The sequence below is a fragment of the Streptomyces winkii genome (assembly GCF_032248595.1).
Lineage (GTDB): Bacteria > Actinomycetota > Actinomycetes > Streptomycetales > Streptomycetaceae > Streptomyces > Streptomyces winkii.
In genome coordinates, this window is record NZ_JASTTH010000002.1 from 307,002 (window position 1) to 319,778 (window position 12,777).

13 protein-coding genes and 1 pseudogene are annotated in these 12,777 nt (G+C 71.3%); 11 read left to right on the forward strand and 3 right to left on the reverse strand.

Annotated features, from left to right (window positions below; all coding sequences use genetic code 11):
• Nucleotides 1-61 precede the first annotated feature (61 nt).
• Together QQM67_RS05720 and QQM67_RS05725 are read left to right on the forward strand one after the other, a co-directional pair.
• The gene (locus QQM67_RS05720) at nucleotides 62-910 is read left to right on the forward strand and encodes a helix-turn-helix domain-containing protein (RefSeq protein ID WP_314172489.1); all 849 of its coding nucleotides are present in this window, start codon (nucleotides 62-64) and stop codon (nucleotides 908-910) included.
• On the forward strand, nucleotides 907-1,152 hold the full coding sequence (locus QQM67_RS05725) for a DUF397 domain-containing protein (protein WP_314172490.1): 246 nt from the start codon (nucleotides 907-909) through the stop codon (nucleotides 1,150-1,152). Before QQM67_RS05720 ends, QQM67_RS05725 begins: the two co-directional genes overlap by 4 nt.
• 86 nt (nucleotides 1,153-1,238) lie before the next feature.
• Here QQM67_RS05725 and QQM67_RS05730 read toward each other — a convergent pair whose 3' ends face one another.
• A complete protein-coding gene (locus QQM67_RS05730; RefSeq protein ID WP_314172491.1) occupies nucleotides 1,239-1,943 on the reverse strand; it encodes a GntR family transcriptional regulator in 705 nt (234 codons plus the stop codon).
• A gap of 106 nt (nucleotides 1,944-2,049) precedes the next feature.
• Between QQM67_RS05730 and QQM67_RS05735 the strand changes: the two genes are divergently transcribed.
• From QQM67_RS05735 to QQM67_RS05770, 8 genes and pseudogenes are all read left to right on the forward strand, one after another.
• Nucleotides 2,050-2,802 carry a LamB/YcsF family protein gene (locus QQM67_RS05735; RefSeq protein WP_314172492.1) on the forward strand — a complete coding sequence of 251 codons (753 nt, stop codon included), beginning with the start codon at nucleotides 2,050-2,052 and terminating at the stop codon, nucleotides 2,800-2,802.
• Complete coding sequence (locus tag QQM67_RS05740; RefSeq protein WP_314172493.1) at nucleotides 2,799-3,566, forward strand: 5-oxoprolinase subunit B family protein; 768 nt, start codon at nucleotides 2,799-2,801, stop codon at nucleotides 3,564-3,566. The genes QQM67_RS05735 and QQM67_RS05740 overlap by 4 nt, the downstream gene beginning before the upstream one ends.
• Nucleotides 3,563-3,811 (forward strand): annotated as a pseudogene (locus QQM67_RS05745) (hypothetical protein); the annotation flags it as partial. The gene QQM67_RS05740 and the pseudogene QQM67_RS05745, both read left to right, overlap by 4 nt.
• A gap of 243 nt (nucleotides 3,812-4,054) precedes the next feature.
• On the forward strand, nucleotides 4,055-4,846 hold the full coding sequence (locus QQM67_RS05750; RefSeq protein ID WP_449657449.1) for a 5-oxoprolinase subunit C family protein: 792 nt from the start codon (nucleotides 4,055-4,057) through the stop codon (nucleotides 4,844-4,846).
• A gap of 638 nt (nucleotides 4,847-5,484) precedes the next feature.
• Nucleotides 5,485-6,894, forward strand: coding sequence for a glycosyltransferase (locus QQM67_RS05755; protein ID WP_399065420.1), 1,410 nt, complete (start codon nucleotides 5,485-5,487; stop codon nucleotides 6,892-6,894).
• A gap of 160 nt (nucleotides 6,895-7,054) precedes the next feature.
• Nucleotides 7,055-7,855, forward strand: a complete 801-nt coding sequence (locus tag QQM67_RS05760; RefSeq protein ID WP_314172494.1) for a class I SAM-dependent methyltransferase — start codon at nucleotides 7,055-7,057, stop codon at nucleotides 7,853-7,855.
• Entirely contained in the window at nucleotides 7,852-8,919 is a 1,068-nt protein-coding gene (locus tag QQM67_RS05765) for a prenyltransferase/squalene oxidase repeat-containing protein (RefSeq protein WP_314172495.1), read from the forward strand. The genes QQM67_RS05760 and QQM67_RS05765 overlap by 4 nt, the downstream gene beginning before the upstream one ends.
• Before the next feature lie 319 nt (nucleotides 8,920-9,238).
• Nucleotides 9,239-9,757, forward strand: coding sequence for a hypothetical protein (locus tag QQM67_RS05770; RefSeq protein ID WP_314172496.1), 519 nt, complete (start codon nucleotides 9,239-9,241; stop codon nucleotides 9,755-9,757).
• 120 nt (nucleotides 9,758-9,877) lie between these two features.
• Here the strand turns inward: QQM67_RS05770 and QQM67_RS05775 are convergent, their stop codons facing one another.
• The gene (locus QQM67_RS05775; RefSeq protein WP_314172497.1) at nucleotides 9,878-10,648 is read right to left on the reverse strand and encodes a glycoside hydrolase family 75 protein; all 771 of its coding nucleotides are present in this window, start codon (nucleotides 10,646-10,648) and stop codon (nucleotides 9,878-9,880) included.
• Between the two features lie 253 nt (nucleotides 10,649-10,901).
• Nucleotides 10,902-12,077 (reverse strand): epoxide hydrolase family protein, encoded by a 1,176-nt coding sequence (locus tag QQM67_RS05780; protein WP_314172498.1) that lies wholly within the window; start codon nucleotides 12,075-12,077, stop codon nucleotides 10,902-10,904.
• Nucleotides 12,078-12,179: 102 nt separating this feature from the next.
• On the opposite strand from QQM67_RS05780, the gene QQM67_RS05785 reads away from it, so the two are divergent.
• On the forward strand, nucleotides 12,180-12,755 hold the full coding sequence (locus tag QQM67_RS05785; RefSeq protein ID WP_314172499.1) for a CGNR zinc finger domain-containing protein: 576 nt from the start codon (nucleotides 12,180-12,182) through the stop codon (nucleotides 12,753-12,755).
• The last annotated feature ends 22 nt before the right edge of the window (nucleotides 12,756-12,777 follow it).

Sequence of the window (12,777 nt, forward strand, 5' to 3'; positions counted from 1 at the left end):
TGTCCGTGAGGATGAGTCGATTCGGGGTGCACGAGGCGAACGGGCGGAAAGGCGGCCGGACATGACGGACGGCACGGGCGGTGTGGGCACGGGATGCGGCGGCGAACCGGAGACCTCCGACAGCCTCAAGGCGTTCGGCGCGGTCCTCAAGGCGTTCCGCAAACGCGCCGGGCTCACCCAGGAGGAGTTGGCGCCGCGCTTGCGCTACTCACAGCCGACGATCGCCTCGGTGGAACAGGGACGCCGTTTCCCCACCCCGGAGTTCGTCGAACGCGCCGAGGAAGTCCTCGACGCCTTCGGCGCGTTGCGCGGAGCCGCACGACATCTGTCCCGAAGCCCCGGACTGGCCAGCTGGTTCCGCCAGTGGGCACGGCTCGAAGCAGAGGCCATCACGCTCAGTACGTACGAATGCCGCCTGATCCCGGGGCTGTTGCAGACGGAGGCGTACGCGCGGAACCTCTTCGTCAACCAGCTTCCTCCGCTGGACGACGCCCAGATCGAGGCCCAGTGGGTCGCGCGAGCGGAACGCAAACGACTGCTCACCGAACGCCCCAACACCTCCTACAGCTTCATCCTGGAAGAGCATCTCTTCCTGCGCCGCACGGGCGGGACGGAGATCACTCGCGAACTCATCGACCATGTACTGGGCGTCGCGGAGTTGCGGAACGTGGAGATCCAGGTCATGCCGTTGGTGCGGGAGACCCACGCGGGGTTGGACGGGCCGATCCGGCTGCTGGAGACCCCGGAGAACCAGTGCTTCAGCTACTGCGAAGGGCAGGAGACCGGGCAGTTCGTCTCCGACCCCAAGGTGGTCAGCATGCATCAGATGAGGTATGCCAGGATGCGCTCACAGGCTCTCTCCCTGGAGGATTCCCTGAGCCTGCTGCGGCGGACGCGAGGAGCGCTATGAGTACCGGTGAACTGACCTGGTTCAAGAGCAGCTACAGCGGCGGGTCCGGCGACGACTGCCTCGAAGTCGCTCTCTCCTGGCATAAGTCCAGCTACAGCAGCAGCTCTGGAGACGACTGCGTGGAGATCGCCGCCTGCCCCGGCACCGTCCACGTCCGGGACTCCAAGGACAAGGACGGCCCCCAGCTCGCGCTGGGACCCGCGGCCTGGCGCCGCTTCGTCTCGTACGCCTCTGGCAGCTGACCCGGCGTACGTACCGGCACGCGGACGGGCGCGAGCCCCGTACTGATCGTTCAACGATCGGGAACGACCGGAGCAGCAGGGGGAGTTCAGTCGCCCCGCTCCGGATAGGCCTCGATGACCTGGCGGCGTGAGTCCTCCAGGTAGAAGCCGAGCATCCGCTCGGCGCCCTCCGCGTCGCCGTCCTCAAGCGTGGTGAGGATCTCGCGGTTTCGGGAGAGGTACGGCTCGTAGAAGCGGCGTGGGTCGTCCATGACGTGGAACGCCAGCCGCAGTTCCGCCAGTACGCCGCGCATCAGGTCGTCCGTGCGCTCGCTGCCCGCGAGCCCCGCGACCGCCTGGTGGAAGTGGATGTTGGCGGTGCCGCAGTCGGTCCACTCGTTCTGCTCGGCGGCGCGCTCGCCCGCCGCCACCGCGGCGGCTACCTGCTCCAGTGGGTACGGAGGGTCGCCGAGGCCGCGGACGGCGGCGCATTCGACGAGGTTGCGTACGCGGTAGATGTCCGCGATGTCCGCCGCCGACAGGACCCGTACGAACGCCCCCTTGTTGAGCCGGTGGACGAGCAGCCGCTCGTGCGTCAGCAGCCGGAACGCCTCGCGCAGCGTGTTGCGCGAGACACCCAGGGCGCTGCCGATGCGCTCCTCGGAGAGGCGGACCCCGGGCAGGAAGAAGCCCTGTGCGATACGTTCGCGCAAGATGCCGGCGACTCGCTCGGCCGTGCTGGTGCGGCCCAACAGGGCGCGATCAGCGGCGAGTTCGGACAGCTCAAGGCCGGGGTCGGTGTCGGCGGTCATGGTGATCTTTCCTCAGGCAGGTGGTCCGCCCCAGTGAAACCCACAAAGCTCCACAGGACAACATCCCCCTTGCCGCATTGTTCAACAATCCTCTAGGTTGGCTCCGATGATCGACCTCAATGCCGACCTGGGAGAGGGCTTCGGCCGGTGGAGCCTCACCGACGACGACGCCCTGCTCACCTCCGTCACGAGCGCCAACGTCGCCTGCGGCTTCCACGCGGGCGACCCGTCCACCATGCGCCGCGTCTGCGAGCTGGCGGCGGCGGGCGGGGTGCGGATCGGAGCGCAGGTCTCCTACCGCGACCTGGCGGGATTCGGCCGCCGCAGCATGGACGTGCCAGCCGAGGACCTCGCCGCCGAAGTCGCGTACCAGATAGGCGCGCTGGAGATCTTCGCGCGCGCCGCGGGCTCCGCCGTCGCGTACGTCAAGCCGCACGGTGCGCTCTACAACCGCTGCGTGCGCGACAGCGTCCAGGCCGCCGCCGTCGTCGACGGCATACGGATGGCGGGCACGCCCCTGCCGGTGCTGGGCCTGCCCGGCTCCGAGCTGCACAGCGCCGCCGCGGCCGTCGGACTGCCCGTCGTGAACGAGGCCTTCGCCGACCGCGGCTACCGGCCCGACGGCACGCTGGTGCCGCGCGGCGAACCGGGCGACGTACTCACCGACGACGGCCAGGTCGTGGCACGCTCGCTCGCCATCGCCGAGGGCAAGGACGTGGCGGCCTCCGACGGCAGCCCGCTCCGGCTCTCCGCCCGCTCCCTCTGCCTGCACGGCGACACCCCCGACGCCGCCCGCCTCGCCCGGCGGATACGGGACGAGCTGACCGGCGCCGGGATCACGGTGCGGGCGTTCGCATGAGCGGCGAGGCGGCTCCCGCGGGGCACGGCGATACGGGGGCGGTGACGGGCTCGGGGACTCCGCGCGGGGCGCTCGGCGTGCCGGGCTCTGCTGCTGTTCCCGGTCCCAGAGAGGGCGGCGGCTCCGGAGGCCCGCGTCCCGTCGTACTGCCTGTCGGGCGGGACGCGCTGCTGATCGAACTGCCCGGCGCCGAGGCCGCCGAGGCGTTCCACGCGGAGGTGCTGCGCCGCCGCTCCGCCGGACTGCTCCCGGGGATCACGGAGATCGTGCCGGGTGCCCGCACCGTGCTGCTGGACGGGCTGGCCGAGCCGCGGCGGCTCGCTGCCGAGGTGGGGGAGTGGCGGATACCGCCGCTGGAACGCGGCAGCGAGTCCGCCGTGGAGATCCCCGTCCGCTACGACGGTCCGGACCTGGCGGACGTCGCGGCCATGTGGGGAGTCACGCCTGAGGAGGTGGGCCGGCTGCACGCCGCGACTTCGTTCCGCGTGGCCTTCTGCGGCTTCGCGCCCGGGTTCGGCTATCTCACGGGGCTGCCCGAGCAGTACCACGTGCCGCGCCGCTCCGATCCCCGTACGAAGGTCCCGGCCGGCGCGGTCGGGCTGGCCGGCGCGTACACCGGCGTGTATCCGCGCTCCTCGCCCGGCGGCTGGCAGCTCATCGGCACCGCCGTGCGCACGGTGCTGTGGGACGCCGCACGCGAGCCCGCGGCTCTCTTCGCGCCCGGGACGCGCGTCCGCTTCGTGCCGGAGGGCGGAGCGGAATGACGCCGTCCGTAGCGGGTTCCCCGGGCCCGCGCGTCCCGGCCCGCGCCGCGCTCGGGCTTCTCGTCGTACGGGCCGGAGCGCTCACGACCGTGCAGGACCTGGGGCGGCCGGGCCACGCCCACCTCGGTGTGCCGCGCTCGGGAGCGCTGGACGAGCCCGCGCACCGCCTCGCCAACCGGCTCCTCGGCAACCCGGAGAGCGCCGCGACCCTGGAGACGACGGTGGACGGCTGCGCGGTGCGGGTCACGGCGGGCGGCCGTGGGGACGACGCGGACGGGAACGCGGACGGGAACGGGAAAGCGGACGAGAACGGGGACGGGAACGAGGACGAGAACGAGGTCGCGTACGCGACCGAGGCCGAGGACGAGACCGGAACCGGGGCCACGGCCGTGACCGACGACGTACGAACGACCGGGAACACGACGGAGACCGGGGCCACGGCCGCACACACGACCACGGCCACGACGAGGGCCGCGACCACGACCGGGATCGGGACGACGACCGGAGCCGGTGCCACGACCGGAGCCGGAGCCACGACCGGAGCCGGTGCCACGACCGGAACCGGGATCGCCACCGTGACCCCCACCGCGACCTGCACCGCGACCCCCACCGCGACCGAGGCGGTCGTCACGGGCGCCCCGTGCGCGGTGACCGTCGACGGGCGGCCCGCCCCCTGGGGCGTCCCGTTCCGCGTGCCGGTGGGCTCCGTACTGGAGACCGGCCGCGCCGAACGGGGCCTGCGCAGCTACATCGGCTTCTCCGGCGGCGTCGACGCGGACGTGGTGCTCGGCAGCCGCGCGACCGACCTGCTCTCCGGCCTCGGCCCCGAACCACTGCGCGCCGGCGTCCGGTTGAGCCTCGGCGGCGCCACCGCCACCGCTCCGCGCGCCGCTGCCGTTCCGGACGCGGCGCCGTGGGCGGCCCCGCCCGGCGAACTGCTGCTGCCGGTCGTGTACGGGCCGCGCGCGGACTGGTTCACGGACGCCGCGCTGCGGACTCTCGTCACCGGCGCCTACCGCGTCTCCTCCGCCAGCAACCGCATCGGCCTGCGCCTCGAAGGCCCGGTGCTGGAGCGTGCACGGGACGGTGAACTGCCCAGCGAGGGCATCGCGTTGGGCGCCCTCCAGGTGCCGCCGGAGGGCCGCCCCGTCGTCTTCCTCGCGGACCACCCCGTCACCGGCGGCTATCCGGTGATCGGCGTCGTGCCGAGGGAGGCGCTGGCCGCCGCGGCGCAGGCCGTCCCCGGCACGCCGGTGCGCTTCACGCCCGTCTCGGGGTAGGACGGCTTCACGCCCGTCCCGGCGTGGCGCCGCCGCCGTTGCGGCTCTGGCTGCCGCTTCCGCTTCCGCTCCGGCCGCCGCTCCGGCCTCCGCTTCCGCTCCGGCCTTCGCTCCCGCTCCCGTTCCCGCCTTCGCCCTCGCGCTCGCCCACGCTGTCCCTACGGGCGCCTGGGCCGCGATCCACATCTCGTCCGAGCGGCCGGTGCGCCTCGGCCTGTGCCTCGCGTTCGGCTGCACCGACGGCCCCGCGACGCCGTCGAGGAGGACCGTGAGGCCGAGCTCGTAGAGCGCGGGTCAACTCCCATTCCGCGCGCTGGATTCGCGCGGTCGCCCGCAGGGCGCCCCGTGGCCCGTTTCGCCGCGGCTGCCCTCTTCCGTGGCGAATCCGCCCGTGCCCGCGGCGAACCCTTCCGTGCGCCGCCCCTCCCCGCGCGGGCGTTGGCGCAGGTGGGCGACGGGTGGCGCGAATCACCTGCCTCGGCTGCTCGGGATAAGTGACTGGCCGGTAAATTCTTGGTCCGAAGGTTGACGGTCCCGGCCGGGACCGACTTCCCGAACGCGCCCGGGAACGGACGCGTCCAGGAACAGCGCCGGTGTCTCCGATCCCGGTGGAAGCGCCGTGATGAAGGGGGCCGTGAGTGACCGCAGAGGCCGTACGGGACACCCTCGCGACGGGCGGCGGCGAGCCGGCCGGACCCGCGACCCTGCCCGGCACACCCGCCCCGGCGGTGGCGTACGGCGGCGGCCACGGCGAAAGACCCCTGCGGATCGCCCTGCTGACGTACAAGGGCAACCCGTTCTGCGGCGGCCAGGGCGTCTACGTACGCCACCTCTCGCGCGAACTGGCCCGCCTCGGCCACACCGTCGAGGTGCTCGGCGCCCAGCCCTACCCCGTTCTCGACGAGGGCGTCACCCTCACCGAGCTGCCCAGCCTGGATCTGTACCGGCAGCCGGACCCGTTCCGTACACCGCGGCGCGGCGAGTACCGGGACTGGGTGGACATGCTGGAAGTCGCCACGATGTGGACCGGCGGCTTCCCCGAACCGCTCACCTTCTCGCTGCGCGCGCGCCGCCATCTGGCCGCGCGCCGGGGCGAGTTCGACATCGTCCACGACAACCAGACGCTCGGCTACGGGCTCCTGGGCGACCTCGGCGCCCCGCTCGTCACGACCGTCCACCACCCCATCACCGTCGACCGGCAGCTGGACCTGGACGCGGCGAAGACCCGCGGCGCCCGTGCCTCCGTGCGCCGCTGGTACGGCTTCACGCGGATGCAGGGGCGCGTCGCGCGGCGGCTGCCGTCCGTGCTGACGGTCTCCGGCTCGTCACGACAGGAGATCACCGACCAGCTCGGCGTGCGGCCGGAGCGCATCCACGTCGTCCACATCGGCGCCGACACCGACCTCTTCTCGCCCGATCCGGCGACCGTCCAGGTGCCCGGACGGATCGTCACGACGTCGAGCGCGGACGTCCCGCTCAAGGGGCTGGTGCATCTCGTCGAGGCGCTGGCGAAGGTGCGTACGGAAGTCCCCGAGGCGCATCTGGTGGTCGTCGGCAAACGTCCCGAGGAAGGGCCCGTGGCGGACGCACTCGCGCGCTACGGGCTGCGGTCGGCAGTGGAGTTCGTCAAGGGCATCACCGACGCCGAACTGGCCGCTCTGGTGCGCGGGGCGCAGGTCGCATGCGTGCCGTCCCTCTACGAGGGGTTCTCGCTGCCCGCCGCCGAGGCCATGGCCACCGGCACGCCGCTCGTGGCCACGACGGGCGGTGCCATCCCCGAAGTCGCGGGCAAGGACGGCGAGACGTGCCTCGCCGTGCCGCCCGGCGACGCGGGCGCCCTCGCCGCCGCGCTCGTACGTCTGCTGGGCGACGCCGGGCTGCGCGCCCGCCTCGGCGCCGCCGGGCGCGAACGCGTGCTGCGCGACTTCACCTGGGAGCAGGCGGCACGCGGGACCGTGGCGCACTATCGGGCCGCGATGGCCGAACGGCCGCGCGGGGCAGGCGGTTCGCCGAGCGGTTCGCCGAGAGCCGTGTGCGCGCCGCACTGAGCGCCGGGTCGTTCCGGCCGCATCGCTCCGGCCGCGCGGGAGCACGCGGCCGGGCCCGGGGCGGCTCCGTCACCCCGCCCTCCGTCCCGCTCGCCGCCTCACCTGCCGCCCCACCCGTCACATCACCCGTCGCCGACCCGCCGAAAGCAGAGGCAGACCCGTGCTGACCGTCGACTTCTCCCGCTTCCCGCTCGCACCGGGCGACCGCGTGCTCGACCTGGGCTGCGGCGCCGGCCGGCACGCCTTCGAGTGCTACCGGCGCGGAGCACGCGTCGTCGCGCTCGACCGGAACGCCGAGGAGATCCGCGAAGTGGCGCGCTGGTTCGCGGCGATGGACGAGGCGGGCGAGGCGCCCGCCGGGGCCACGGCGACGGCCATGGAGGGCGACGCGCTCGCCCTGCCCTTCCCCGACGACAGCTTCGACGTCGTGATCATCTCCGAGGTGATGGAGCACATCCACGACGACAAGGGCGTGCTCGCCGAGATGGTCCGGGTGCTGCGGCCGGGCGGCCGGCTCGCGGTGACCGTGCCGCGCTACGGGCCGGAGAAGGTCTGCTGGGCGCTGAGCGACGCGTACCACGAGGTCGAGGGCGGCCATATCCGCATCTACCGCGGGGACGAACTGCTCGGAAAGATGCGGGAGGCGGGGCTGCGCCCGTACGGCACGCACCACGCGCACGGACTGCACTCCCCGTACTGGTGGCTCAAGTGCGCCTTCGGCGTCGAGCGCGACGGCGACGACGCCGCCCTCCCGGTGCGCGCCTACCACCGGCTGCTGGTCTGGGACATCATGAAGAAGCCCCTGGCCACCCGCCTCGCCGAGAAGGCGCTCGACCCCCTCATCGGCAAGAGCTTCGTGGCGTACGCGACCAAACCCCGTCTCCCGGAGGGGATTTCACCCGGGATGCCCGGGACGCCCGAGGAGACCGGTGCGGCGGGCGCGGCCCAGGGGCAGGCGTGACGAGCCCGGAGCGCACGGAACGGCTCGTACTCGACGGCGTCCTGACGGCCGCGCAGGCGAGGCAGACCGTGAACGCGCTGCTGGCGATCCAGCGTCCGGACGGCGCCGTCCCGTGGTTCCGAGGCGGCCACCTCGACCCGTGGGACCACACCGAGGCCGCCATGGCGCTCGACGCGGCCGGCGAGCACGCGGCGGCCGAGGCCGCCTACCGGTGGCTCGCCGAGCACCAACTGCCGGACGGCTCCTGGTACTCGGCCTACGCCGACGGGGAGATACAGGAGCCCACCGACCGCGCCCGCGAGAGCAACTTCTGCGCGTACGTCGCCGTCGGCGCCTGGCACCACTTCCTCACCACGCGCGACGAGGCGTTTCTGGAACGGATGTGGCCCGTGGTCGCCGCCGCCGTGGAGTTCGTGCTGCGGCTCCAGCTGCCCGGCGGCCAGATCGCCTGGAAGCGCGAGGCCGACGGCACCGCCTCCGGGGACGCGCTGCTCACCGGCTCCTCGTCGGTGCACCAGGCGCTGCGCTGCGCGCTGGCGATGGCCGAGCACCGTGAAGAGCCGCAGCCGGACTGGGAGTTGGCGCTCGGCCTGCTGGGCCACGCCGTGCGCCGCCACCCGGAGCGCTTCCTCGACAAGGGCCGCTACTCGATGGACTGGTACTACCCCGTCCTCGGCGGCGCGCTGCGCGGCGAGGAGGCGAGGGCGCGCATCGAGGAGGGCTGGGACCGCTTCGTCGTGCCCGGCCTGGGGGCGCGCTGCGTGCTGCCCAACCCGTGGGTCACCGGTGGCGAGAGCGCCGAACTGGCCCTGGCGCTCTGGGCGTTGGGGGACCGCGACCGAGCCCGGCTCATCCTTGAGTGGGTGCGGCATCTGCGCGCCGAGGACGGCCTCTACTGGACCGGTTACGTCTTCGAGGACGACGCGATCTGGCCGGAGGAGCTGACGAGCTGGACGGCCGGCTCGATGCTGCTGGCCGTCGCGGCTCTGGGCGGAGACGAGGCCACGGTCGAGGTCTTCGGCGGCGAACGCCTGCCGCAGGGCCTGCCGCCGGACTGCTGCTGACCACTGCCGCCCGGCGAGGTCCTGACGGCGGCCATGGTGACCGCCTTCGTCCGTCCGGGAGCGGAACGCCGTCGACCGGTCCGGTGGTTGAGGCCTTGCCGGGACGGCGGCCAGGTAAGTCATATGCTCGCGCGAGTTCGAGACCATTTCAGGGGTTTGCACAGGACCTTTTCGCTGGCAGTCACCGCGGCGCGACGGATCAATGGAAAATGCCAGAGGAAGGAAGCAGACCCGAGAAGTCCGCTCGCCGAGTGTTCACCACTGCATGGACTTTGCATCCTGACTCGTGCAGCCACATTGGCATACGTACACTCCGGCCATGGATGAGCGAGGCGAGCGTGCGGGCGGCGGGACCAACAACTTCTCCGGGCAGGCGAAGAACGTCGTACAGGGTCAGAACATAGGCAGCGTCTCCTTTCAGGGCGGCGAGCAGGGGATCGATTCCCGGTTCGCGGGACACTGGCAGGAGGAGATCGATCATTCGGACCTGCTCGTCTGGAATCTCAGACTCAACGGCAGCTTCTCCGCCCATTGTTCGAGGCGGCCGACATGGAACTCCCAGAAGATGCGCCTGCTGGCCAAGAAGTGGTACGGCGAATGGCGCGTCTCCATGGAAGACCCGGCACATCCGTGGATCGAATTCGTCGCCACAGACGTCGACAGTCCCGCTCTGGGCTTCGCCAGCATCCTCTTAGGTCAGCCCGAGCAGAAGAGGGGCGTGCTCTCCCGTCTCGACAGGTCGGCCAACATCACTCACCACTCGCAGAACGAGTTCTCATTGAGCTGGACAGGGAACGGCGGCAGCCGCGTAATGAGCGTGTGGACACGACTCGGTTGACTCCGGAACGGCTCCTCTTCCCGCCGTTCCGGGAAGAGGAGCCGTGGACGTACGCGACCGGTCAGGGGGACCGGCCACGAGCGCAAGACCTGGGCCTGCGGCCGCAGTTCGCCCGGAGCTCTAGTTCTTGCCGACGAACTCCTTGGCCAGCTTGTCGCCCAACTCGACCGTCTTGTCGTGGTCCTCGATCGCGTCCGTCTTGGAGTTCTTGAACGCGATGTAGGTGACGCCGGACTCCGCGCCGCCGGTGGCCGGGTCGGGGTCGATGCCGAGTCCTTCGGCGGTGGCGTAGGAGGCCTCGCCGATGATCTCCTCGGGGCCGGTGTCGCCGACGGCGGTGTAGACGACCTTGTCGCCGCTGATGACGGCCACGATGCCGCCGCCCTCTATTCCGGAGTCGGCGAAGTTCCATATGTCGCTCTTGCTGGGCACGACGACGTAGGGCATCTTCGCGGCGTCGAGCGGCCGGCCGTCGGAGGTGTGGAACGCGGTGTCGTCCTGGTAGGACGGGTCGGTCTGCGCGTTGCACTGCTCGGACTCCTGGCCGTCGCAGTCGATGTCCAGGTCTCCCTTCCAGAACACGGCGCTCTCGGTGTCGCAGACCGGAATCGAGGGCGAGCCCTCCTCGTCGGTCTTGTACTCGCCGTTCGAGATCTGGTCGCAGTCCTTGACCTTGGCCAGCAGGTCTGCCGCGCTGACCGAACCCTCCCTGGTGTCCTTGGAGTTGGCCTTCTCGGGTTTCTTGGCGTCCTTGGCGTCCTTGGCGGCGGCGTGATCGGCGCGGTCGTGAGCGGCCGTGCCGCCGGGCGACGCACCTGCCGCGGGGATCAGGAACGCTGCCGCGACGAAGACGCCGGACGCACCGACGGCGGCCATGAGGCTTTTGCGCATGTGGGGGGCACACCCTTCCGGGGAGTCGACACAACTGCCGTTCGACGAGTGAACCTAGTGACTCGGCATGGTCACTACAAGCGATTCGTTAGGAAACCTTCCTGAACTGGCCGGGCTCACTGCCGGGCTCCCTCCGGACCCGCCCTCACGGGAGTCGGCCGGCGCCCAACTCCCGGCCCACCGGCCGCCGTTCGGGGGTCCGGCTCCTCGGCGCTCCGCGTCGCGCCCGCGGCCGTTCCGCACCCAGCCGTGTTCACCGACCAGCGGCCAGCACTGCCGCGAGGCCCTCTTGCACGTCCTTGACGAAGTACTCGGGAACCTCCAGCGACGGGAAATGTCCCCCGGCTTCGGGCGACCTCCATCGGACGATCTGCCGGTACCGCTCCTGTGCCCAGGGGCGCGGACACTTCTCGATGTCGCGGGGATACATGCTGATCGCCGACGGGACGTCGACCCGGAGTTCGGGGTCGAGCGAGTTGTGGCTCTCGTAGTAGATGCGGGCCGCCGATGCGCCCGTCCGCGTCAGCCAGTACAGCGTGACGTCGTCGAGAACCCTGTCTCTGGAAATCGTCTCGAACGGGCTGTCTTCGGTGTCCGACCACTCGGCGAACTTGTCGAGGATCCAGGCGAGAAGCCCGACCGGTGAGTCGACGAGCGAGTAGCCGATGGTCTGCGGCCGGGTCGCCTGCTGCTTCGCGTACGCCGCACGGGGGCCGCCCCAGAAATCGCGGGTTTCCTCGGTCCACTCGCGCTCGGCCGCCGTCAGCCCGTCCGTCGTCAGCCCGGGTGGTCCCTCCGCGAACGTCGTGTGGATGCCCAGAACGTGCGCCGGGAACCTGCCGCCGAGAACCGTGGTGATATTGCCTCCCCAGTCGCCGCCGTGGGCTGCGAACTTGCCGTAGCCGAGCCTTTCCATCAGCTCCACCCATGCGGCCGCGATCTTCTCGGTTCCCCACCCGGTGGTGGCCGGCCTGTCGCTGTAACCGAAGCCCGGCAGCGACGGGACGACGACGTGGAAGGCCGGCGCGTCTGCGTCTTCCGGGTCTGCCAACTCGTCCACCACATCGATGAACCGGGCAACGCTGTCCGGCCAGCCGTGCGTCAGGATCAGAGGTGTGGCGTCTGCGCGCCCGGACCGGCGGTGCAGGAAGTGGATTCCCAGATCATCGATGGTCGTGCGGAACTGGCCGATCCGGTTGAGGCGCTCTTCGAAGGACCGCCAGTCGTACGCGGTGCGCCAGTAGTTCACGAGGCCGACGAGGTCGGCGAGAGGAACGCCCTGTTCCCAGCGGCGAGTTCCGGGCGCGGCGCTATGGACCGTCTCGGCCTCCGGCAGTCGCGCCGCGGCCAGCCGCGCGCGCAGATCGTCGAGGTCGGCGTCGCTTGCGTGGGCTTCAAACGCTTGCACGTCGGTGGCTGGACGCGGCATGAGACCTCCTGGCCGTCGTGGACCGGCTACGACCTATCGCGAACCGGCTTAGACGGTTCTACCGTGTCTCCATGTCGGCGCGCAACCGGCTAAGGTGGTTCCATGCGTGCGGGCTTCCCTGACTTCCGCCTCGGCAGCGTGCTGGCGACCAGCTTCACGGGCACTCTGTCGGAGCGTCATGGCGACGAGGTGGAGCGCATTCCCACGCCGGAGCGGCTCGTCGACTGGCTGGCGGTGAACGGCCTCGCCGTGGACTCCTGCACCGCCGCCCAGCTCGACCTCGCACGGGAGTTGAGGGAGTCGATTCACGCCGCCGCGACAGCGGCCGCGATGCAGGACCCTCTCCCTGCGTCCGCTGTCCAAGTCATCAATGACCGCAGCGCTCAGGGCCGGGCCGCGGCGATCCTGACGGCCGAGGGCAAGCGGCGATGGCGGCTCAGCCCGGCTTCCTGCGTGGAAGACGCCCTCAGCGTGATCGCCGCCGACGCGATCAGCATCATCGCGGGTGAACGAGACGGAAGGCTGGCCTTGTGCGCATCACCGACCTGCCAGGCCGCGTTCTTCGACACCAGCCAGAGCCGCACCCGCAAATGGTGCGACATGAACACCTGCGGGAATCGCCAGAAGAAGGCGCGCTTCCTTGCCAACCAGCGCAAGAACCCCGGACCGGCGCAGTGATCGTTTACGCCTGCGTCTGCTG

Bases quoted from the DNA above. Each gene is read 5' to 3' on its own strand.
- QQM67_RS05720 (WP_314172489.1), top strand. From the start codon at position 62: ATGACGGACGGCACGGGCGGTGTGGGCACGGGATGCGGCGGCGAACCG.
- QQM67_RS05725 (WP_314172490.1), top strand. From the start codon at position 907: ATGAGTACCGGTGAACTGACCTGGTTCAAGAGCAGCTACAGCGGCGGG.
- QQM67_RS05770 (WP_314172496.1), top strand. From the start codon at position 9,239: ATGGATGAGCGAGGCGAGCGTGCGGGCGGCGGGACCAACAACTTCTCC.
- QQM67_RS05775 (WP_314172497.1), bottom strand. From the start codon at position 10,648: ATGCGCAAAAGCCTCATGGCCGCCGTCGGTGCGTCCGGCGTCTTCGTC.
- QQM67_RS05740 (WP_314172493.1), top strand. From the start codon at position 2,799: ATGAGCGGCGAGGCGGCTCCCGCGGGGCACGGCGATACGGGGGCGGTG.
- QQM67_RS05730 (WP_314172491.1), bottom strand. From the start codon at position 1,943: ATGACCGCCGACACCGACCCCGGCCTTGAGCTGTCCGAACTCGCCGCT.
- QQM67_RS05735 (WP_314172492.1), top strand. From the start codon at position 2,050: ATGATCGACCTCAATGCCGACCTGGGAGAGGGCTTCGGCCGGTGGAGC.
- QQM67_RS05785 (WP_314172499.1), top strand. From the start codon at position 12,180: ATGCGTGCGGGCTTCCCTGACTTCCGCCTCGGCAGCGTGCTGGCGACC.
- QQM67_RS05780 (WP_314172498.1), bottom strand. From the start codon at position 12,077: ATGCCGCGTCCAGCCACCGACGTGCAAGCGTTTGAAGCCCACGCAAGC.